Source organism: Lactobacillus colini (assembly GCF_017874575.1).
GTDB lineage: Bacteria > Bacillota > Bacilli > Lactobacillales > Lactobacillaceae > Lactobacillus > Lactobacillus colini.
Genome location: NZ_JAGGLU010000001.1, coordinates 369,984 through 393,419, shown reverse-complemented (window position 1 = coordinate 393,419; position 23,436 = coordinate 369,984). Strand labels below are relative to the sequence as shown.

Below are 23,436 nucleotides of genomic sequence, written 5' to 3'. Positions count from 1 at the left end.
GTGAATCAGCATCCGGACTATCAGAATCATTAAGCTTAAGCACCTCAACGAGTAAAAGTACATCCACTTCTTTAAGTGCAAGCAATTCAATCAGTACATCTACATCTGTAAGTGAGAGTGCTTCCGCCTCAAGATTATCAGAGTCATTGAGTTTAAGCACCTCAACGAGTAAAAGTACATCCACTTCTATAAGTGCAAGTAATTCAATCAGTGCATCTACATCTGTAAGTGAGAGTGCTTCCGCCTCAAGATTATCAGAATCATTAAGTTTGAGCACTTCAACAAGCGAAAGTATATCTACTTCTATAAGTGCAAGCAATTCAATCAGTGCATCTGCATCTGTAAGTGCAAGTGAATCAGCTTCAAGATTATCAGAATCATTAAGCTTAAGCACCTCAACGAGTAAAAGTACATCCACTTCTATAAGTGCAAGTAATTCAATCAGTACATCTGCATCTGTAAGTGAGAGTGCTTCCGCCTCAAGATTATCAGAGTCATTGAGTTTAAGCACCTCAACGAGTAAAAGTACATCCACTTCTATAAGTGCAAGTAATTCAATCAGTGCATCTACATCTGTAAGTGAGAGTGCTTCCGCCTCAAGATTATCAGAATCATTAAGTTTGAGCACTTCAACAAGCGAAAGTATATCTACTTCTATAAGTGCAAGCAATTCAATCAGTGCATCTGCATCTGTAAGTGCAAGTGAATCAGCTTCCAGACTATCAGAATCATTAAGCTTAAGCACTTCAACGAGTAAAAGTACATCCACTTCTATAAGTGCAAGTAATTCAATCAGTGCATCTACATCTGTAAGTGCAAGTAATTCAATTAGTGCATCTGCATCTGTAAGTGCAAGTAATTCAATTAGTGCATCTGCATCTGTAAGTGCAAGTAATTCAATTAGTGCATCTGCATCTGTAAGTGTAAGTGCAAGTGAATCAGCTTCCAGACTATCAGAATCATTGAGCTTGAGCACTTCAACCAGTGAAAGTACATCTACTTCTATAAGTGCAAGCAATTCAATCAGTGCATCTACATCTGTAAGTGAGAGTGCTTCCGCCTCAAGATTATCAGAATCATTAAGTTTGAGTACTTCAACCAGTGAAAGTACATCTACTTCTATAAGTGCAAGCAATTCAATCAGTGCATCTGCATCTGTAAGTGCAAGTGAATCAGCTTCCAGACTATCAGAATCATTGAGTTTGAGCACCTCAACAAGCGAAAGTACATCTATTTCTATAAGTGCAAGTAATTCAATTAGTGCATCTACATCTGTAAGTGAGAGTGTTTCCGTTTCTAAATCAATCAGTGAGTCTGAATCTAGATTGTCAGAATCATTAAGCTTAAGTACCTCAAATAGTGCAAGTGGTAGAATATCGACTAGCACAAGTACAAGTGGTTCTGAGTCAAGTGACAGTACTTCAGAGAGCTTAAGTACTTCAACAACTACAAGCACCAGTGTAAGTGACTCTGCATCAGGCAGTAGCACCTCAGAAAGTTCAAGTACCTCAACAATTACAAGTACTAGTTTAAGTGAGAGTACGATAACTAGCGCAAACATAAGTGAATCTGTATCAGGTAACAGTACTTCAGAGAGTTTAAGTAGTAATAACTCAATCAACACAAACACAACAGACAATGAAACTCTTATTGGAAGCATAAGCAGTAGAGAGTATGATTACGTAAATAACTCTGTAACTGCTAATACAAGTAACACTGTTAAATCTATGAATCACGAGTCTAAACTACCTCAAACTGGTGAATCTAATAATAGTAGTATTCGTAATGCAGGTATTTTAACTACTTTAGTTTCAAGTATCTTGGCACTATTTGGCTTCAAAAAGAAAAATAAGAATTAAAGAATAAATATAAAAGTAAACACAAAAAAAGCTTGATTTTGATATTTAAATCAGAATCAAGTTTTTTTGTGTTGCGTATGAGAATATAAACTAAATTATGCCTTCCAGTTCCATGGGTCTTTATGCCAGCTTTTGAGTATATTATATTGTTTCTCAGAAAAATGGCCAATTTCATTTTCTTTTTTTATTAATTCTGGATAGGACAGAAGGGGAACATATTTAATTTTTGCTTTAGAAAAATTTTCTTCGGCATCAGGCAAGTTATACGTAAAAATTGATGATATACCAATTACATGACCACCATCATTTTTAGTTGCCATGAACGCCTTAAGTACTGATCCACCAGTAGTAATTAAGTCATCAATCAGAACTATCTTATCCTTATCAGTGAAGTATCCTTCAATTTGTTTACCCTTGCCGTGGTCTTTAGGCTTGGGGCGAACATAAATCATTGGAAGATGCAGCTTATCAGCTACCAAGGCTGCATGTGGTATTCCAGCTGTAGCAACCCCACCAATAATAGTTACTTTAGGAAATTCTTTAGCAATTACATTAGCTAAATCACTTGCAATCATATCACGCAGGTCAGGATATGATACAGTTAATCGTAAGTCAGTATAAATAGGTGAGTGCATACCACTAGCATAAGTAAATGGCTTGTCTGGAGAGATAGTAATAATTTTTTCACTAATTAATTTGTTAATAATTTGATCTTGATGCATTAGTTGAACTCTTTCTTAAATTTTTGGTACATTTTTTCTGGATTATCGGCTTGTATAATAGGACGTCCGACTACGATTGCGCTTGCGCCCCATTCTTTAGCTTGAGTTGGTGTTGTAACCCTCATTTGATCGCCAGTATTACTATCCATCCTAATGCCTGGTGTAATATACAAAAAATTATCTCCTATTGCTTGTCTTAAATCTCTAACTTCTAAGGCTGAGCAGATAACTCCATCTGCATTACTGTTTTTAGCGAGTTTAGCTAAACTGATTACTTGCTGCTTCATTGATAAATTACAATTTTGTTCATTTTTTAAGATGCTTGGAGAAATTGAGGTTAGCTCAGTGACTACCAATAACTTAGGTACTTGCCTTGCATCAAGAGAGCCATCAATTAAGCCTTGTTTAGCTGCCTTGATCATCTCACTTCCACCGAGAGCATGAACAGTAGTCAACTTAATTCCTAATCTAGCTAGTTGTCTAGCGCCGTTATAAACGGTATTCGGAATATCATTCATTTTTAAATCTAAAAAAATTTTATATCCTTTTTTAGCTAAATCACTAACAAGATTAGGACCAGCATTAAAGAATAATTCCATCCCAATTTTGATAAATACATCTTGTGGTTTGCCTAATTTGGCTAAAATTGTTTCTAAATCTTTTTCATTATCTAAATCCAGTGCGACAATTACAGGTTGGGTCATTTTACCTCCATAAAAAAAGTCTATACCAGTGCAGAGAGACACTAGGTATAGACTTACCCCAGAATATATAAGTTAACGTATTTACTTGCGGTCTCTCTGTACCGTTTAAAGTTTAATTAAATGAAGTTTAACACTAAAAATTAGAAAATACAAATAAAATTTTATTCCTTGCAAAAATAAAAAATACGTGTAAAATTCCTTTTTGAAAAATAAACGAATGACAGAGAGCATTCATTTTGGAGGTAACTATGATTGATACACGTATAACATTACCAGGTTTGAATTTAAAAAATCCAATTATGCCAGCCAGTGGTACCTTCGGCTTTGGAGATGTTCCAGCCGCTGAAAAATTTGACTTAAATACTTTGGGGGCTATTGTCATTAAGACAACTACTCCTGAAGCTAGAAAGGGCAACTTGCAGCCGCAAATTGCCTCAGTAGATAACGGAATTTTAAATTCTGTTGGGTTAACGAATCCTGGTGTTGATGCAGTTGTCAATGAAAAACTACCTAAATTACGCGAAAAGTATCCCGATTTACCAATTATTGCTAGTGTAGGTGGATCAAATCAAGATGATTACGTTACAGTAGCAAAAAAACTAGCAAATTCTAATTTGATTAACGCATTAGAAATTAATGTTTCGTGTCCTAATATTAAGGATGGCGGGATGAGTTTAGGTGTCCACCCACAAGCGGTCAAAGAATTGACACACAGCATTAAAGACAGTGTTGATATTCCGATTTATGTTAAATTAACTCCCAATGTAACTGATATTACACAGATTGCTGAAGCTGCAGAAAAAGGCGGCGCTGATGGCATTTCCATGATTAATACAGTTTTGGGAATGAGAATTGATATAAAAACTAGAAAGCCATTTTTGGGTAATAATGTAGGTGGCTTATCTGGTAAGGCTATAAAGCCAATTGCAATTAGAATGATCAATCAAGTAAAACAAAAGACTAACTTACCAATTATTGGAATGGGCGGAATAACTTCAGCTGAAGATGTAATTGAGTTTATGCTAGCAGGGGCTAGCGCAGTTGCTATAGGTAGTGCTCATTTTAAAGATTCACTTGCTTGCAAGCACATTATCCAAAAGTTACCCCAGGAACTTGAAAAATTAGAGGTTACTAATATCAACGATCTAGTTGGCCAAGTAAATTATAACTAATTGCTTGACATTTTTTTTAAATTAATTAAACTGAAAATCAATAAAGGTCTTTAATTATAGTCCTGTGAGGCTAGCAAGGCAGACTTAAATAAGTTTTGACTTTGATACTCCTAGTTTCTAAAAAATTAGGAGTTTTTTAATAGCTAGATTAGGAGATTCATATTATGATGAAGGAAATTTGGGATTCACTTGCAATGAAGCGAGCTTTAACTAGAATCACTTATGAGATTATTGAACAGAATAAGGGTACTGATGATTTAGTACTAGTTGGAATTAAGACACGTGGTGTTTACCTAGCTCAAAGAATTCATGATCGCATTCAAACTTTAGAAGGTGTTGATGTACCTGTTGGTCAGCTAGATATTACTTTATATCGTGATGACCGTCATGATTCTTCTTTGAAGCGGGATCCAATAATCAATTCTGAAGAAATTGGCATCAACGTGAATGACAAACGGGTGGTATTGATTGATGATGTAATTTATACGGGTCGAACGATTCGTGCGGCAATGGACGCATTAATGGATCAAGGACGTCCTAGTCGAATCAAGGTTGCGGTCTTAGTTGACCGTGGTCATCGTGAATTGCCAATTCGAGCAGATTATGTCGGCAAGAATATTCCTACTTCAGCTAAGGAACAAGTAGCTGTGAATGTCGTTGAAAAAGATGGCAAGGATTCAGTTGAATTAAAATCATTGCCACAATAAAGATAAATAATAAGTCAAATATTCAACCATTTAATTGACTCCAGAGAGGGCCAGAAGGGTTGCATAATTTTTGTCATGCAGAGATTAGGCCTGGAGCAATTAAATGCTTCAGGCTTTTTTGTCATAGAAAGATATAAAAATGAAAGAATTAAAGTTAGTAAGCTTGCCACACTTTGTAAGTGTTGAAAATTTAAATATCGAAGAAGTAGAAAACTTAATTAAAAGGGCAGAATATTTTAAACACGGTGGTGCAGTTGCTCAATTAACCCAACCCGTTTATGTAACTAATATGTTTTTTTAAGATTCTAGCAGGACACATACTAGTTTTGAAATAGCTGAAAGGAAACTCGGCTTAACTGTGATCCCATTCGATTCAGCGCACTCATCTGTCAATAAAGGTGAAACCCTGTATGATACTTCACTTGTAATGGATTCCTTGGGAGTGGACCTAGAAGTTATACGTCATTGCCAGAATAAATATTATGATGAATTGATTAATCTTAAAGCTCATCAGCATTTAAATATTGGAGTTATTAATGCAGGTGACGGCAGTGGGCAACATCCTAGTCAATGTATGCTTGATATGATGACAATTCACGAACACTTCGGTCATTTTAAGGGATTAAAAGTTGCTATTATTGGTGACATTACTAATTCTCGAGTTGCTAAAAGCAATATGGAGCTTTTAAGAAAACTGAGTGCTAAGGTTTACTTCTCAGGACCAGATTATTGGTATTGAGATGGCTTTAGTGTAAAAGCACCGGTCTTTAGCTTTAGTAAATTAGCCGATGTTGACTCATATCTGGGGCCTGAAATGAAATCAACAGGAGAAGTGATGGGAAGCGATCGAACTTTTGCGAAAGCCTTATATAAAGCTTTTGCTGGTGCTAAGATGCAATTACCAGAAAATGGTAATGTCTTGCTTACAATTGATGATCGCGATAAAGAAAAGATTTTACCAATTGCTAAACGATTTATTCAGATTGGTTATCGAATCTTTGCTACTAAAGGAACGACAGAATTTTTGAGAAAAAATAACTTACATGCAGAATTAGTTACTAAAGTACATGAAGATGAAGGCAGTACTAATAATATTTTAAATAAATTGAAAAATGACACAATTGATCTTGTGATTAATACAATGGGACATGATCTGGAAAAGAATTCAGACGGATTCATTATTAGACAACTTGCCATTCAGCAAAACGTACCACTTTTGACAGCACTAGATACAGCTGATGCGCTACTTACTTCGCTTGAAAACAGATCATTTGTAACACAAAGCTTAGCTTAATAAAAAACTCGATAACTTAATTCTTGTTAATTTTGAATTAGTTATCGAGTTTTTTAGATTATTTAATCAAATTCTAGACTAGATAGTTTCTTTCTTCTAAAGGCATGGAAGACTAATCCGATTACTAAGCCGACCAATGCAGGGATTAACCAAGAAAGACTCATACTTGCAAGTGGTAGGGTGTTTCTAATATTAGCTACAGCTAAGCCAAATTGACTCTTACTTACAACTGGTGGAAATGCTACTACCATATCAAGTAAGGCTGGTACAACAGTAAACAGAACTACAAAGAAGTACACAACACCATCACGCTTAAATAGTGGAGAAGCAACTGATAATAGAATTAAAACCATTGAAAGTGGGTATAAGAACATAAGCATCGGAGTTGACCAAGAAATAATAGTGTCTAAACCGAAGTTAGCAGCTAAAAATGAAGCCAAACAGCTGAGTGCTAGCCAAGTGTGGTAGCTAACTTTAGGAAAGTGTTTATGAAAGTCTTGTGCAAAGGCAGCAACTAGTCCAACTGCTGTTGTTAAGCATGTGATAGTTAATAAAAAGGCTAAGATAATCTGACCAAATGCACCAGCATAGGCATTTACTAATTGATTAAAGGCAACCCCACCGTCTCTAGAAACGCTAAATTTACCTAATGACATTGCACCGAGTAAGATAAGTAAAAGGTAGATAAAGGCTACAGCCCCCATTGCGATGATACCTGACTTAGCAACGACTGCTGAGATAGCTTTTTCAGACTTTTGACCCATCATTTTAACACCGGTTACAACTGTAACACCAAAGGCTAGACCAGCTAGAGCATCCATAGTGTTATAACCTTCTAAGAATCCATTAGTTAAGGCACCACTCAAGTATGCCTTGGTAACAGGTGCAGTTGCAGGGTTACCTAAAGGCTTAGCAAAGGCAACTACGAATACTAAGAATAATAATGCCAAAAATACTGGATTTAAGATCTTACCGATATTGGTCAAAATGTTACTTTCTTGATAAGAAAAGTAAAATGCTGCAGCAAAAAATAATGCTGAAAAGATAAACAATGCAATAGCTTGGTTATTTTTGCTAATGAATGGCTCTACACCAACAGTAAAAGATACAGTTGCAGTACGCGGAGTTCCAAAGAGCGGTCCAATTGTAGCATGGATCAAGACCATGAATACAAGGGCAAATCCAGTCCCAAGAGGCTTACCAATATCAAAAACACCGTTAGCTCTTGTAATAGCAACAGCTAGTACTGACAAAAGTGGTAATAAAACACCGGTAATCAAGAAGCCAACCGCAGCAGGGAGCCAATTCTTACCTGCTAATTGTCCTAAATGTAATGGAAAAATTAAGTTCCCAGCACCAAAAAATAATCCGAATAGCAGTGAAGCAACAATTAAATATTTTTTTAAACTTAGTTTTGGACTTCTAAAATTATCCATTTTTTATCCCTCCGAAAAAATAATCTCAATAAGAAAAAAGTCCCTTAGTCTAAAGTTAGACTAAGGGACGCTGAGCGTGGTACCACCCTATATTCATGCCTAAAAAGACACCTCTATACGTACGGCTAAAAAAGCGATACGTTGGCACTATAATGGGTGCAGCCACTAAAACTTACTTTATATTTGCATTTTTAAGTTTTAGACTCGAAAGTGATCTTCGATTAAAAGTAGCTTATCTCTTCGCACCAAATAGAGAATTCTCTGAAAGCTAACTTTTAATGTACTCTTCTTCCTCATTGCGATATATTATTAAATTGTTATTAATTATATTAAACCATTTCTAAAAAATGTCAACAAAAAAATAAAAAGTATTTTCTAATGGCTACAGATAGTAATGTAAGTCTATCTTTATATTTTAATTTTGACTAATTAAAATAATGCAAAAATCTAATTTTTCACAAAGCAATTGTATTTGTGGATTTTAATAGTCAATTATTATAAGCTATGCTAATAATAAAGTACAAACTAAGACTAAATTGAGGCAAAAAATATGAAAAAGCAAGTTTATCATTTAGGTATAGATATTACTTTAGAAATTTTAAACGGAAAGTGGAAACCATCAATCATTTGCCATTTGGGTACTAAGCAGATGCGACATGATGAATTAATGCATCTAATACCAGGAATTTCACAAAAGGTCTTAACTCAGCAGCTTAACTCCTTAATTGAAGAAGAAATTGTAGAAAAAGAAGATAATCATAATTTCCCTAGAGTGGTGACCTATGCTCTAACTGAAACCGGCAGATCACTTAGAAAAGTATTAATTGAAATGTCATTATGGGGCGAAAAACGGGCCAAAGAATTATCGAACGAAGGCATACCTACCAAAGTTGAATATACGGAACCTACTGGCTATCAAAATTTATAGGAACTAAAAAGTACCTAATTGCAATGTAATCGATATCATTTTAGTATTAAAGTAAATAGATATTAGGAGTGGACTATATGCAAAATGGTACTTATAGTGCAACTATTCAAGGCTTCCATGGACCAATAACTGCACATGTTAAGGTTAATGATAATAATATCGAAGATGTTAAACTTAAGGGGCTAACACCTTTTACCGTTGGAGAAACAGCTGCTAAAATAATGGCTAAAAAGATTGTGGAATATAATTCTGTAGATATTGATGCAATTACTAGCGCATCATATTCTTCGAATGCTGTTAGATTAGCAGTTAAGAAAGCTCTTAAATTAGCTAACGGTGAAATTGATCAAGCTCGCGCTGACGATTATAAAGCAGACAAGTTTGAACAACCGAGAATTCCTAAGTATGCGCCAGTTTCTAGTAAGCATTATTATGAGAGTCAAGTAACTTATACTGATCAGTACGACATGATTATTGCAGGCTCTGGTGTTTCGGGGTTAGCAGCAGCAATTGTTGGTGCTGAACATGGCTTGCGTGTCCATATTTTTGAAAAGGCTGGAATGGCAGGAGGTACTAGTAAGTATTCAGAAGGTGAGGTGCAAGCTGCTGGCACTGAACCACAGAGAAAATTTTCTAAGTTTAAAGACGATAATGTTGAAACTCACATTGAGGAACTATTGTTAGCAGGTGGTAGTGATGTTGATATAAATTTAGTTAAATCATACGCCCAAGATGCACCCAAAATTATTGAATGGTTATCCGATTTAGGTATTAAATGGACTAGCGTCTTTGGACATAAGGGATTGCCTTATGAAGATAGGAGTTTACAAGCAGATCGAATTCACATCTATGAACATGGTGGCGTCGGTGGCGGAGGAATCGTCTTAACTAATCTATTGCTTAAGACTGCTCTAGATAAGGGCGTCACTATTTCATATGATAGCCCAGTAATAGGTCTAATCAATAAATCTACTGTAGATAACCGTGTCACTGGTGTAGTCATTAAAAATTCAAAAACTACTGAGTATTATAAAGCTAAAAAGGGTGTCTTACTCGCTACAAGTGGAATTGATCATAATATCAGCTTATCCAAAGCCTTATCTCCAGAAAACTATCGTGATTTAATGAATCATAAAGTTAACACAAGTCGTGTCAATACTGGCGATGGGATTATGCTAGGAATGAATCTAGGAGCAGCTATTACTGGCTTTGGTGGTGTAGTTGATTCCAATAGTCATATCCCCGAAGCAAGAAACTCTCATCCAACAGTTCCAGCTATTTTTGTCAATGGATTCGGTAATCGGTATGTTAATGAGGAAATGACATATGGCTATATCACTAGGCAGAATTTTTTGCAGCAGGAGGCCACTAAGAAGGATAATTGGGCTATCTTTAATGAAAATATTCTAGGTATTCCAGGTACTTGGAAAGATAAGTCGGCTTTGCAATCTTATATTAAACAAGGCTTTATTAAAAAAGCTGATACAGTAAAAGAATTAGCTGAAAAGATAGGCGTTTCAGCTGTTAACTTAAAGCATACAATTACTGTTTGGAATAAAGTAGTTGATAAGGGTGAAGATTGTGAATTTGGTCGTCGGTTAGCCCTTAAGAAGTTGTCTGCGCCGTATTATGCTTATCAAATGGTTGATGGTAATTACGGTACAATTGGCGGCTTAAAAGTTGATGTCGATCAACATGTTTTAGATAACTTAGGAAAAATTATTCCAGATCTTTATGCAGCTGGGATGAATGCTGGCGGCACTATTGGTAAGGTATACTTTGCTTCAGGATTAGCTTTAGGAACAGGACTACACCAAGGACGCCAAGCTGCCAAGTCAATTGCAGAAGGCAGTGATATGACTAGGTCAGCTGAAGAAGTAAGTCATAATGCTAGTGATACTACTAGTAGCGCTTCTCAATATTAGTAAAGAATCATGTTTATGGTCAAAACAAATTAAAGTGCTTACAAAAAATAATAAAAACTTGTTGACAAATATAAACGGTATAGTTATAGTTAACTTATAAAAAGTTAGCAAAAGGAGATGAAATTCATGTTGGACAACGCAATGTTTAGCCAAATCACTTGTTGTTGCTGTTTTTGCAACTTATTTGGCATGTCCAACGTGTAAGGATCATCTTTAGCTAGTATCAATTTGATATCGGTGCAAGCTGCATTCCTATGTTGGAGTGCAGCTTGTTTTTTTGCATAAAAATGGAAAAGGAGAAATTTATGAAGTTAAAAGCTTTAGCTGTAAGTATAATTGCCGTTTCATCTGCACTGGTATTAGCCGCTTGCAGCAATAATAATTCAACTAGTAAGTCCTCTAATGAAGCAGAGCTTAATTTAAGTGCTACGGCGCCGCTTGATACAATTGATATTAGTAAGTCAACAGGATATGGTCAAACTGGAAATGTTTTTGAAAGTTTTTATCGTTTGGGTAAAGATGGGCAACCTACTAGCGGTTTGGCTAAAAGTGGCAAAGTTTCAAAAGATGGAAAAACTTGGACTTTTAAATTAAGAGATGCTAAGTGGTCTAATGGAGATCAAATTACTGCTAAAGACTTTGTTTATTCTTGGAAGCGCAGTTTAAATCCTAAGACAGCTTCACCGTATTCATATTTATTTAGTGGAGTTAAAAACGCGAACGCTGTAGCTAAAGGAAAAAAGAACCCAGATAGCTTAGGTATTTCTGCCACTGATAAAAAGACTGTAGTCATTAAACTTGATAAACCAATTGCATACTTCAAGGTATTGATGGCTTATCCACTTTTTGGACCTCAAAATGAAAAAATTGTCAAAAAATACGGTAAAAAATATGCAACTAAGTCAGAATATCAAGTTTATTCAGGACCGTTTAAGGTCAAGGGCTGGAACGGGACTGGCGATACCTGGTCTTTTGTCAAAAACAATAATTATTGGGATAAGGGCAAGGTTAAACTAAAGAAAGTTAACTATCAAGTAGTTAAGTCGACCAATACAGGCTATCAATTATATCAGCAAGGTAAGCTTGATTTAACACCATTATCAAGTGAGCAAGTTAAGAACTTAAAGACAAATAAAGATTTTGTTTCTTACCCTTATTCTCTAGTTAGGTTCTTGCAATATAATTTCAAAGATCAGAATACTATTAATCGCAAGGCATTAAATAATCGTAATATTAGATTAGCACTATCACTTGCAATTGACCGAAATACTGTAACTAAAAAAGTTCTAGGGAATGGCTCAACTTTACCAACAGGATTTGTCGCAAATGATTTAGCTAAAAATCCAGCTACGGGTGTCGATTTTGCTAAAGAACAAAAAGTTAATGATACGGTCCAATATAACAAGACTTTAGCAAAAAAATATTGGCAAAAAGGTTTAAAGGAAATTGGTCAAGAAAAGCTAACATTAAATTTATTGTCTTCTAATGAAGAATCAGATAGCGACCAAATGACTCAATATTTGCAATCACAATGGACGCAGTTATTACCAGGAATTAAAATTAATGTTACTAATGTCCCAGCTAAGCTAACTACAAGTAAAGCTCAAAATGGTGAGTTTGATATTTATCTTTCGCATTGGGGCGGGGATTTTAACGATCCAATGACTTTTATGCAAATTCCGCAAACTGATACATCTTATAACTACGGAAAATGGTCAAATAAGAAGTATGATAATTTAGTTGCAAAAGCCAGCAATGAGGATGCTAATAATCCTAATAAACGGTGGAATGATCTTGTCCAAGCTGCCAGAATAGTTAACTCTGAACAGGCAATTACACCAATTTATCAACAAACAACCGCTTATTTGCAAAAGACTAATGTACACGGTATTATTCATAATACTGCTGGAACACAATGGAGTTACAAGTACGTAAGTGTAAACTAGGATATATAAAAATAAAATATTAATCTATTTAATCCCACTAAGTTGGAATAGTTCGTTGAACTTATCCATCAAAGTGGGATTTTTTAATAGTCAAGCATATGAAAGTTTCTAGTGATACGCCGATTGTTGTCAGAGTTACAGTAGATAGTGATGATAACATGATTAATATTGAAGCCTTACAAGAAAGAGAAACAGGTGATTTAGGTGGGAAAGCAATTCCCCAATTAATTAATACAATGCTAGCAAAAAATACTACCGACGTTGATGCGATTTCTGGTGCTTCTGCAACAAGTAAAGCCTTCAAGTTAGCAGTGTCAGAGGTACTAAAAAATGCTAAAAACAATAAATAATGCTAAAGGTTAAGATTTTTAATAATATTTAGACATTCTTTTTGAACTTGGTTAGGAGAGAATTCTTCACGAACAGCTAGGCAGGAGTAACAATCGATTTGTTGACTAGGAATTAAGGGAATTGCCTTTACTTCTGGATGGTTCTTAACTGATATATTCATTAGGTATCCTACACCCATACCTTTGCTAATAAGTTGAATAGTTGCATCAATACTATCGACAATTAATTTTCTTTTTGGTTTGAAACCACTTTTAGCGAAAATTTGTTCAAGAGCGGTTCTTGATAAAAATCGCTTATGACGCAAGATTAATGGAATATCTCTAATTTCAAAAAGATCAATTTCGTCTTTTTGTGCTAATGAACTATTAGCTGGAACAATCAGATTATAGTGAAATTTAGTCAAATTAGTTAAATTAATTCCCTTTAGCATTTCATTTTCTAATCTAGTAAATAAAATTGCGTCATATTTACCATCACGTAAATGCTGTTCCAAAAAGTGCGAATTTTCTTCAAAGGTTTCAACTGAGGCTAATAAGTGTCCTCTATTTAATTGGGTAATAATACTAGAAAGCCAAGTTTTACCAGCTAGTTCTGAATAGCCTAATTTAAACTTGCTTTCGCTAGCACGCTTGGCTTCTAACTTGATTACATTTTCAATAGACAATAATTTTTTAGCTTGTTTATATACGACCAATCCAGCAGGTGTAATAGTTAATTTGGAACGACTACTCTGCTGAAATACCAATGGGCAGCCGATTTCTTTTTCTAATCTTTTAACCATAGCACTAATTGCAGGTTGCGATACTTTGAAATAATTGGCTGTTTCTTTAAAGCTTTTTAGCTCGACTAATTTATGAAAATAGTTAACATCTCTAAATTCCATATATATTTCCCCTTTTAATAAATAAAATTTATTAATAAATAAAAAATTATTATTATAACTTTATGTTTCTAAAAAATAAAAATCACAAAAACTCAGATAATATCTTTAACTATTGATATTATAGCAAATTATGATTTATTTATAAAATCGCTTTCAAAAATATGCTTGATTTCATTACTCTAAAATGATATTTATACTTTTGAAAAGTAAAATTTATTAATAAATCAGGAGAAGAAAAATGGAAGTAACTAAAAATATGAAATGGAATGCAGCTTATGATGTATTAGTTCTTGGATTCGGTGGAGCTGGGGCAACTGCGGCAAGATTTGCAGCAGATCATGGTTCTAAAGTATTACTAGTAGACGCTGCTCCTTATGGTCATGAAGGTGGTAATACAAGATATTCTGCTCAGCATATTGCTATGGCACATAATCGCAAAAAAATTGGTAAGTACTATGATCAGTTGGCAAAGCCATATAATTATTCTAAAAAGACAATGAATGCTTATCTCGATGGATTTGTAAACATGCCGGCATATATGAAGAAATATCTAGGAGTTGAGCCATATATCTGGTCAAGAGATTGGCAAAAAGATGATCAACTTGATCATAAAGATCATCTATGTGAATATCCAGAATTTGAAGGATCGGAAACTTTTGACTTTGCATTAGTTCATAATCGAGATTTTGATGCTGAATTATGGAAATTATTACGCCAAAAAGTAGTTGATCGTAAAGATAAGATTGATATTTGGCTTAATTCAAGAGCTACGAAGTTATTAACACAAAATAATCAAGTTATCGGTGCAGTTGTTCAAAGAAATCACCATGATTATTATATTTACGCAACGCAAGGCATCGTACTCGCTACTGGTGGCTTTGAAAATAATGCCCAAATGCAACAAGATTATCTTCATGTTACTAAATTGACACCGTTAGGCAGTTTATATAATCGTGGTGATGGCATTAAGATGGCCAGTGATATTGGTGCTCAACTATGGCATATGGCAAATTATGAATCTTTAGGAATTGTTCCTAGTTATGTAATTGCTGAAGAAGATGGCAAGCGTGGTCGTCAAATTGGTGGTTGGAAAAATGTGAAATCGGGCTCTATTTTTGCAGTATCAAACGATGGTACTAGATTTATGCGTGAAGATGCTAAATTTAGACACGGTCATATTTATGATCATGGTGAGTACAACCTACCTAGAGCTTATGACAATGCTTGGCTCATTTTTGATGAAAAACAATACCAAAAGTTTGTTGATGAAAAGAATTCAGCTAATGCCCGATATAGTTCTATTTTGGAAAAGATTGTTTCAGCCAACTCACTTACTGAACTCGCCAAATTAACTTCCTTGCCTCAAAGCAATCTAAGTCAGTCAATCAAGCTTTTTAATAAGTTCGCTGAAGATGGTAGTGATATTGAGTTTAATCGTGATCCAAGCAGTATGGAGCCTTTTACTGGTAAAAAGCTATTTGCAATTAAATTGGCTCCGGCTATTTTAAATACTCAAGGCGGTACTAAACATAATGAAAAAGCACAGGTTTTAAATAATGATGATAAACCAATAGATCACTTATATTGTGCTGGTGAACTTGGAGGAATGTGTGTAAATCGTTACCAGGGTGGTGGTAATTTAGCTGAGTGTTTAATTTTTGGAAAAATTGCAGGTGAAAACGTATCTCAAGAGCTGAAAAACAGCCTCCCTAAATTATCCAATCCTATTCCTGCAATAAATGATATTGTGGCAGGTGAAAACCTAACTAAAATTCCATTGGCAGATAACCAATACCTTGGTGCCACTGAAGCAGGTATTGGTGGAAGAATTGTTGTTAGAGTTACCTATGAGGATAAGACTATTAAGAATGTTGAAGTTGTTGAAAATCATGAAACTGAAGGGATAGGAGCTGTTGCAATACAGAAATTACCTGAAGAAATAGTTGCAGCTAATTCTGTTGATGTTGATGCCGTATCAGGTGCTTCTACAACAACTAGAGCTGTTAAAGACGCTGTTAAGAAAGCGATTGATAAAGCTAATAAATAATTTTTATATATGAGGAGATAATTATGTTAGAAAAGTTTCAGTGGAAAAAATGGATAATTCCACTAATACTAGGAATAGGACTATGGTGCTTAACACCAATGAAGCCTACAGATATTAGTGTTCCAGCTTGGCACTTATTTGCAATATTTATTGCAACAATTGCAGCATGTATTACTAAGCCATTGCCAATGATGGCAACAACATTAATTGCAGTAGTTATTGCGACCTTAACTCGAATTTTCAATATGAAAGAAGTGGCAGTAGGATTTGGTAACTCCACAGCCTGGATGGTTGCAATGTGTATGTTCTTAGCAGCTGGATTTATTAAGTCTGGCCTTGGTAAAAGAATCGCATATATTTTTGTAAAGTTATTTGGAAAGAGTACCTTAGGTTTAGCATATGCTCTATCCGTTGTAGAAACCGTATTGGCAATTGGGATTCCATCTAATAATGCGCGTGTTAATGGTATCATGTATCCTTTGATTGATGGATTATCACGTGAAATGGGTTCAGATCCAGAAAAAGGAACCCAGAGAAAATTAGGATCATTCTTAGTTTTTAACGAATATGAAATAAATAATGTAACCAGCGGTATGTTTTTAACAGGATTAGCTGGCAATATGGTAGCTTTAGGACTTGCAAAAACACAAGGTATAACAATTTCATGGATGCAATGGTTCTTAGCCGCAATTGTACCAGGTATTATTTCGCTAATTTTAGTTCCATTTGTTTTGTATAAAATATATCCGCCTGAAATAAAAGAAACTCCAAATGCTAGAGCTTGGGCAGATAAAAAATTAAATGAAGTTGGGAAAATGAGCCCAGCAGAGAGAATCATGTCAGTAATATTTATTTTAGCAATTCTTTTATGGTTGTTAGGATCACATGTTGGAATTGATGCTACAGAAACAAGCTTTATTGCTGTTGCAATTATGCTTATTACTGGTGTTGTTAATACTAAAGATATTTTAAAAGAGAGCTTTGCTTGGAATATCTTAACATGGCTATCAATCATTATGCTGATGTCCCAAAAAATGATGAAACTCGGATTTTTCCCATGGTTCTCTAAGACTTTAGGTGGCATGTTACATGGTATGAATTGGGTAGTAGTATTAATTATTTTATGGTTAGCTTACTTTTATTTACACTATCTATTTCCAAGTGTTTCAACACAGATTTCAGCATTATATGCGGGATTTCTATCAATTGCTTTAGGTGCTGGAGTACCTCCTACTATAGCTGCTTTAATGTTAGCTATGTGTGGCACAGTTTACCTTTCAACATCTACATATTCTGCAGGCCCAGCTGCTATGCTCTCAACCACAGGATACATTTCTAACAAAGATTTCTGGAAGTTAAGTGCTATCATTGGGATATTATTTAATATTGTTTGGTTAGGCGGTGGCCTAATCTGGACCAAGATAATTGGTTTTTGGTAAAAATTAATTATAATTTTAGTCAGTTCTTGTTTAGAACTGATTTTTTAATAGGTAAGCATCCCCACAACATAGTTCAACATGTTAAAATAACTTATTAGAATAATTAATTAAATTTTTAACGGTGATTTTATGAAAAAATGGGAAAAACTTTTCGATAAAAGCTCCCTACGCAACGGTCAACAATACTTCATTGATGATAAAATAAATGACTTAGATTTTAGAGATGAAAATAAGGAAATATTTACGGCCAAGGTAGAAGGTTCTAGATGGGACGCAGATTATACAGTACAAGGACAATATAATCATAGCGGGGATGTTTCAGGATTATATTGCTCATGTCCATGGGCTGAGACGGGGCACCTTTGCAAGCATATGGCAGCTGTCTTATACGGTATTGACTTTAAAAGAGAAAAGGAAAATGCCAGTGATAAAATTAGCATTGCCGATCAATTAAATTATCGTTATCAAGATAAGATAAATAATATTAAACTCAATGGTAATCCTTTACACATTGTTAGAAATATGAGCTTTCCCATAGATGATTATCAAGAAGCTGGAGAATTTGGTCGAACTGTATATGTAAAAAGCTATAAGTTCGATATTGTAGATAATGAATACTTATTCAAGCTAACGCTAGCTCATGGTAACATTAAATATGACATTGAGTTACGTTTTGATGGCGATGTTATTTATAAATTTGTAATTAAGAGTGCAGTTCCCCTAAAAAACAAAAATGCTGTTGCAATTGTTGCCTTAAGAAGATTCGTCGAGTTCTTTATTAAAGAAGATCCTCTACAAGCAACTAATAAATCGGCTCAGATAATGATTAACTCATTTAAAAATCAATATAGTCAAGCTAGTGAGCCAATAGTCTTCAGAGGACAAATAGAATCGAGTTACGGTGATCTTTATCTATATTTCAGAATGGGTACACCCGATCATATGTACAAAGTTCAAAATCTAAATACAATTGTCGACCATATGCATCGGGGCGATATGCTAAGATTGGGAAAGTTTTTTGATAGGGCTATTTCAATCAATCAGATGGATGAAAATAGCAAGAAGTGGTATCAGTTTGTTGAAGATTTAATTGATACAAATGATACCCTTGAAGATGCCGGTGATACTTATCGTTATCTCACAGTTAAAGAGATACCTATTTCTCCTATAATTGCAGATAAAATTGATCAGCTCTTAAGGAGTGGTGCGTTTTTATATGATAGTCATGGAAGTAAGGTAGAATATCAATCTGAAGATTCTTCTTTGCCAATAAAAATTACTACTAATTCCAGTAGTAAGTCTGCAATGGTCAAGATTGGATATGTTATTGATTATGGCAGAATGGACTATATTCGTGGAAAGAACCACTATTATAGTTATAAATCAGGTAAATGGACTAGGTTTAATGGCATTAACTTAGATGAATTAGAGCAAGCAGGTATCTTTCAAGGAGATAATTTGGTATTTGGACCTGATACCATTCAATTATTCGGTCGTAAAATACTTCCAAAATTAGCAGAAAATGACCATTTAAATATCCAAGGTCAGGAAGATTTAGAGAAAGTTCTTCCACCAGAGGCTAAGCTTATTTTCAGATTAGACTTAGTCGATGCCAATATCGTTTTGAAAGCTATTGTTCAATATGGCGAAAATGAGTACCACTTGATGAAGAAGTCTAACGAGAATGCAATTCGCGACTTCGACCAAGAGCAAGCAGGAGTTGACCTGTTAACTAATATAGGCTTTAGCAATAAGCAAGATAATATCTATAACATGCCTCTTGAAGATGGGGCAGCTGTTGATTATTTACTTGATTATGGACTAAAACGGCTGAAAGAAGCAGGGACAGTTGAAGTAACGGCTAGCTTCAAGCGACTTTTGAGTAATATTAAGGCTAAGGTAAACATTAGCTTAGGGATCAAGCTAGGCGATAGCACGCTAGACTTATCAGTAAATGGTGATAGTTTATCACCTGAAGATATACAAGCTATCTTAAGTGCTTACCAAGAGAAGCGTCGCTACTTCTTACTTAGAAATGGCGAAGTACGTAAGACCGACTCTTCTTCAGTCAAGAGTCTAGCAGCAGTGATGAAAAAACTGGGAATTAGCTTAGATCAATTCGTTAAAGGTAAGATGACACTACCGGCTTATCGAGCACTGTATTTAGAAAAGCAACTTCAAAATCGCGACGACCTTGCTTATACTAGTAACGATATCTTTGATAAGTTAATCAAAGACATTGAAACTGGTACTCAACAGACCGCTCAGGTGCCAGCTAGCTTAGCAAATATATTACGTCCATATCAAAAACAAGGCTTTGAATGGATCACTACCTTGCTTCATTACAATTTAGGAGCTCTCTTAGCTGATGAAATGGGATTAGGTAAGACCTTGCAGATAATCACTGTCTTATTGCAACGCAAAGAGGTCAATAACTTACCAAGTTTAATTGCAGTTCCAGCATCTGTTGTCTACAACTGGGAAAGCGAAATTAAAAAATTCGCACCCAGCTTGAAGGCTCTAGTTATAGATGGAACTAAGCAAGAAAGAATAGATAGGCTATCAAATATTGAAGGCGTAGATGTATTCATTACCTCTTATGATTCACTGAAGCGGGATATTAAAGAATATCAAGGTATAAAGTTTGATTTAGAGGTCATTGATGAAGCTCAAAATATTAAAAATGCTAAAACTGCAGTTTCTAAGGCAGCTAAGGTCATCAATTCCAACTATCGCATAGCCCTAACGGGTACTCCAATTGAAAATAATCTAAGTGAATTATGGAGCATTTTCGATTATTTGATGCCTGGATTTTTAGGTAAATATGAATACTTTAAAAATAATTATGAAAGACCAATTGTCAAAGAAGGCAACCAAGTTGTCGAAAAAGAGCTTAGTCAAATTATTGCTCCATTTATCTTACGACGTCTAAAGAAAGATGTCTTAAATGACTTGCCTGATAAAAATGAAGATGTCATTTATGTTAGGATGACAGGCAAACAAGAGCAGCTCTACCAAGCTCAAGCACAAAAGTTGCTCAATGAGTTAAATAACCAAGATGATCAAGAATTTAAGAAATCTCGTTTCCAAGTTTTAGCTGCAATTACCAGACTGCGGGAATTATGTTGTGATCCATCCTTATTATATGAAGATTATCACGACAAGTCCGCTAAGGTTACGGCTATCTTGAAGTTGGTGGAAGAGTCATTAAATGACAATCACAAAATATTGATGTTCTCACAATTTAGGTCAATGCTTGACATAATTCAAGATAAGCTAACAAAGTTAGGTATCACTACCTTCGTAATTACGGGATCAACTCCTAAGCAGAAACGGCAAGAATTAATTAAGGAATTCAATAACTTGTCTAAACCAGCTGTATTCTTAATATCATTGAAGGCTGGCGGAACTGGAATTAATCTAACAAGCGCTGACATTGTAATTCATGTCGATCCATGGTGGAATTCTGCTGCAGAGAACCAAGCAACTGACCGTGCTCACAGAATTGGTCAGAAGCATGATGTCCAAGTCTATAAGATTGTAGCTAAGAATACTATTGAAGAAAAAATTATTGAATTGCAAAGAAATAAGTCAAGACTAGCTGAGGCAGTTCTTAATGGTGAGAATGTTGGTTCAAGTAGCCTAGACCGTGAGGATTTGCTAAAGATATTAGAACGATAGTTTCACAATTTAGAGTCAATCTAACAATTGGCTCTTTTCTTATCAAAATAAAATGCATTTAAGGAAGAAGACAAGATGTTAAAAAATATTATCGATTACCGATTTAAGTAAAGATGAAATAGCTCAAGTGATCAAGTTAGCTTGTAAATTGAAGCAGGAGAAGAAAAATAATATTTATCAAAATCACTTAAAGCATAAAAATATTGCCCTAATTTTTGAAAAAGGCTCTACTCGTACAAGATCTGCTATTGAGATAGCTGCTCATAATGAAGGTGCTGATACCGTATACTTTCCACCTGAGGATAAACATTTTCAAAGCGAGTCAATTAAGGATGCAGCGCGAGTATTAGGCAAGATGTTTGATGGGATAGCGTTTCGTGGATTTGGTCAAGATACAGTTCAAAAACTTGCTCAATATTCTGGCATACCTGTCTGGAATGCTTTAACAGATGATGAGCATCCTTCACAGGCTTTAGTTGACTTCATGACTGCCCAAGAAGTTTTGTCTAAGCCTTATAAGGAAATTAAATTTGCTTTTGTTGGAAATGGACAAGACAATATTGCTAATTCGTTAATGCTTGCAGCAGCTAAGGTAGGAATGGATTATACCTTGATTTCTCCAAAAGAGTTAACACCTCACACTAAAATCTTAAATCAAGCACATCAATTAGCTGCCCAATCAGGAGCCAATATTGTTATAACAGATAATATTGAGCAAGGCATTCAGGGAGCTGATGTGGTTACAACGGATGTTTGGTTATCAATGGGTGAATCCGAAGATATTTGGTCTAGTAGAATTAAATTATTGCATCCCTATCAAGTTACAATGGATCTTCTCAATAAGACAGGTAATCCTAATACAGTCTTTACGCACTGTTTACCAGCATTTCATAATTTAGATACTGAAGTAGCCCAAAAAATCTATCGAAACTTTGGTCTTAGCGAAATGGAAGTAACGGATGAGGTCTTTGAAAGTGATAGATCAATTGTGTTTAATGGTGTTGAAAATAGAATTTACATTTTACAAGCGATTATGGACTTAACAATTGGCAACTAAAAAAAGCACTAGTTTGCTAGCATTTATTTACTTGCTAGTAGACTAGTGTTTTATTTTGCAATTTACCAAAAATATTACTATAGTTGGTAGATTTATTATACTTCAATAAATTAATTTTACATAATTTAAATTACGTAATTATCTTTCGATTAAGCGGACAATATTTTCAACTGTGGTGGCTACATTTTGAGGACCATTTTTTAATGCTGTTGGTAAATCACTAGCGCCTGGTAAAATACTAAAGAATGCTGTAAAACCTGAATCATATAGAGTATCGATTCCTTTACCTAAATATCCTGCCAGGGAAATGACAGGCTTATGGTATTTCTTACATAATTGAGCAACGCCGAAAGGTGTCTTGCCAAACTTAGTCTGAAAGTCTGTTCCGCCTTCACCAGTAAATACATAGTCGGCTGACTTTATCTTAGCTTCAAGATCTGTTACCTTAATTGCTATATCAATTCCTTTATGCATTTCATAATTAGTAAAAGCCATAAAGCCAGCACCTAAACCTCCGGCAGCACCTGAGCCTGGCAGTTGGTCAATATCTTTATGTAATTGTTCCTTAATTACTTGTGCATAGTGATGGAGATTGCTATCTAACTCTTGCACCATAGTTGGAGTCGCGCCTTTTTGAGGACCAAAAACTACAGAAGCACCATTTTTACCAGTTAAGGGATTAACAACATCACTTGCTAAGATAATAGTAATATTACCAAGTTGAGGAGCAATTTCTGAGATATCTATTCTATCCAAATTACCCAAAGCCTCTCCGCCAAACGGTAATTTTTGACCTTGTTTATCAAGTAAATGAACTCCCAAAGCTTGAGCCATACCAGCACCACCATCATTGGTGCTAGAGCCGCCAAGACCAACGATAATTCTTTTTACTCCCTTGCTTAGTGCTGCTTTAATTAATTCTCCTGTGCCATATGTAGTTGTAATCATGGGATTACGTTGATTTTTAGGAACTATTTCTAGTCCACTAGCTTTAGCCATTTCAATGACTGCAGTCTTGCCGTCACCTAAAATTCCATATTCTGCCTGAATTTTATTGCCTAAAGGACCAGTAACTGTTGCATTAAGTAATTGTCCATCCGTTGCATTAACTAGAGAATCAGTTGTACCTTCGCCACCATCAGCCATAGGTACACTTACAATTTCAGCTGTAGGATCAGCTTTACGAATACCATTAGTCATTGCTTGGCATACTTCTTTAGCAGTCATGCTTTCTTTAAATGAATCTGGTGCTAGAACGAATTTAGTCATATTCTATACTCCTTGT

At 35.0% G+C, this 23,436-nt stretch carries 17 protein-coding genes, 2 pseudogenes and 1 other annotated feature; of the genes and pseudogenes, 13 read left to right on the top strand and 6 right to left on the bottom strand.

Annotated elements, in window-relative coordinates:
• The coding region (locus J2Z60_RS10995) for a hypothetical protein (protein WP_281063410.1) at positions 1-1,561 on the bottom strand (1,561 nt) is incomplete at its 3' end.
• A 166-nt stretch (positions 1,562-1,727) separates the two neighbouring features.
• Between J2Z60_RS10995 and J2Z60_RS01865 the strand changes: the two genes are divergently transcribed.
• On the top strand, positions 1,728-1,859 hold the full coding sequence (locus J2Z60_RS01865) for an LPXTG cell wall anchor domain-containing protein (protein WP_209685819.1): 132 nt from the start codon (positions 1,728-1,730) through the stop codon (positions 1,857-1,859).
• 95 nt (positions 1,860-1,954) lie between these two features.
• On the opposite strand, the gene pyrE is transcribed toward J2Z60_RS01865, so the two are convergent.
• Both pyrE and pyrF read right to left on the bottom strand, forming a co-directional pair.
• The gene (gene pyrE / locus J2Z60_RS01860) at positions 1,955-2,581 is read right to left on the bottom strand and encodes an orotate phosphoribosyltransferase (RefSeq protein ID WP_209685817.1); all 627 of its coding nucleotides are present in this window, start codon (positions 2,579-2,581) and stop codon (positions 1,955-1,957) included.
• On the bottom strand, positions 2,581-3,285 hold the full coding sequence (pyrF, locus tag J2Z60_RS01855) for an orotidine-5'-phosphate decarboxylase (protein WP_209685815.1): 705 nt from the start codon (positions 3,283-3,285) through the stop codon (positions 2,581-2,583). Before pyrF ends, pyrE begins: the two co-directional genes overlap by 1 nt.
• 248 nt (positions 3,286-3,533) lie before the next feature.
• Here pyrF and J2Z60_RS01850 point away from each other — a divergent pair, with 248 nt between their 5' ends.
• The 4 genes and pseudogenes from J2Z60_RS01850 to J2Z60_RS01835 all read left to right on the top strand — a co-directional run.
• A complete protein-coding gene (locus J2Z60_RS01850) occupies positions 3,534-4,457 on the top strand; it encodes a dihydroorotate dehydrogenase (RefSeq protein WP_209685813.1) in 924 nt (307 codons plus the stop codon).
• Positions 4,458-4,621: 164 nt separating this feature from the next.
• Entirely contained in the window at positions 4,622-5,164 is a 543-nt protein-coding gene (gene pyrR / locus J2Z60_RS01845; protein ID WP_209685811.1) for a bifunctional pyr operon transcriptional regulator/uracil phosphoribosyltransferase PyrR, read from the top strand.
• 139 nt (positions 5,165-5,303) lie between these two features.
• Positions 5,304-5,900, top strand: a pseudogene (locus tag J2Z60_RS01840) (aspartate carbamoyltransferase); the annotation flags it as partial.
• Between the two features lie 3 nt (positions 5,901-5,903).
• Positions 5,904-6,458: pseudogene (locus J2Z60_RS01835) on the top strand (carbamoyl-phosphate synthase large subunit); the annotation flags it as partial.
• Between the two features lie 62 nt (positions 6,459-6,520).
• Here the strand turns inward: J2Z60_RS01835 and brnQ are convergent.
• Positions 6,521-7,894, bottom strand: coding sequence for a branched-chain amino acid transport system II carrier protein (brnQ, locus tag J2Z60_RS01830; protein ID WP_209685809.1), 1,374 nt, complete (start codon positions 7,892-7,894; stop codon positions 6,521-6,523).
• Between the two features lie 60 nt (positions 7,895-7,954).
• Positions 7,955-8,200, bottom strand: a binding site (T-box leader).
• Positions 8,201-8,444: 244 nt separating this feature from the next.
• On the opposite strand from brnQ, the gene J2Z60_RS01825 reads away from it, so the two are divergent.
• The 4 genes from J2Z60_RS01825 (at position 8,445) to J2Z60_RS01810 (ending at position 13,043) form a co-directional block, all read left to right on the top strand.
• Positions 8,445-8,822 (top strand): winged helix-turn-helix transcriptional regulator, encoded by a 378-nt coding sequence (locus tag J2Z60_RS01825; RefSeq protein ID WP_209685807.1) that lies wholly within the window; start codon positions 8,445-8,447, stop codon positions 8,820-8,822.
• Positions 8,823-8,899: 77 nt separating this feature from the next.
• A complete protein-coding gene (locus J2Z60_RS01820; protein ID WP_209685805.1) occupies positions 8,900-10,747 on the top strand; it encodes an FAD-dependent oxidoreductase in 1,848 nt (615 codons plus the stop codon).
• Between the two features lie 305 nt (positions 10,748-11,052).
• Complete coding sequence (locus J2Z60_RS01815) at positions 11,053-12,693, top strand: peptide ABC transporter substrate-binding protein (RefSeq protein ID WP_209685803.1); 1,641 nt, start codon at positions 11,053-11,055, stop codon at positions 12,691-12,693.
• Between the two features lie 98 nt (positions 12,694-12,791).
• Complete coding sequence (locus J2Z60_RS01810) at positions 12,792-13,043, top strand: FMN-binding protein (protein WP_209685801.1); 252 nt, start codon at positions 12,792-12,794, stop codon at positions 13,041-13,043.
• Between the two features lie 2 nt (positions 13,044-13,045).
• Here the strand turns inward: J2Z60_RS01810 and J2Z60_RS01805 are convergent, their stop codons facing one another.
• Entirely contained in the window at positions 13,046-13,927 is an 882-nt protein-coding gene (locus J2Z60_RS01805; RefSeq protein WP_209685799.1) for a LysR family transcriptional regulator, read from the bottom strand.
• Positions 13,928-14,165: 238 nt separating this feature from the next.
• On the opposite strand from J2Z60_RS01805, the gene J2Z60_RS01800 reads away from it, so the two are divergent.
• From J2Z60_RS01800 to argF, 4 genes are all read left to right on the top strand, one after another.
• Complete coding sequence (locus J2Z60_RS01800) at positions 14,166-15,974, top strand: FAD-binding protein (protein ID WP_209685797.1); 1,809 nt, start codon at positions 14,166-14,168, stop codon at positions 15,972-15,974.
• 23 nt (positions 15,975-15,997) lie between these two features.
• Positions 15,998-17,413: a DASS family sodium-coupled anion symporter gene (locus J2Z60_RS01795; protein WP_209685795.1), complete on the top strand. Its 1,416-nt coding sequence runs from the start codon at positions 15,998-16,000 to the stop codon at positions 17,411-17,413.
• A gap of 129 nt (positions 17,414-17,542) precedes the next feature.
• Positions 17,543-21,094, top strand: a complete 3,552-nt coding sequence (locus J2Z60_RS01790) for an SNF2-related protein (protein ID WP_209685793.1) — start codon at positions 17,543-17,545, stop codon at positions 21,092-21,094.
• 85 nt (positions 21,095-21,179) lie between these two features.
• On the top strand, positions 21,180-22,151 hold the full coding sequence (gene argF / locus J2Z60_RS01785) for an ornithine carbamoyltransferase (RefSeq protein ID WP_209685851.1): 972 nt from the start codon (positions 21,180-21,182) through the stop codon (positions 22,149-22,151).
• 138 nt (positions 22,152-22,289) lie between these two features.
• Here the strand turns inward: argF and J2Z60_RS01780 are convergent, their stop codons facing one another.
• Positions 22,290-23,420 carry a glycerate kinase family protein gene (locus J2Z60_RS01780; protein ID WP_209685791.1) on the bottom strand — a complete coding sequence of 377 codons (1,131 nt, stop codon included), beginning with the start codon at positions 23,418-23,420 and terminating at the stop codon, positions 22,290-22,292.
• Positions 23,421-23,436 lie beyond the last annotated feature (16 nt).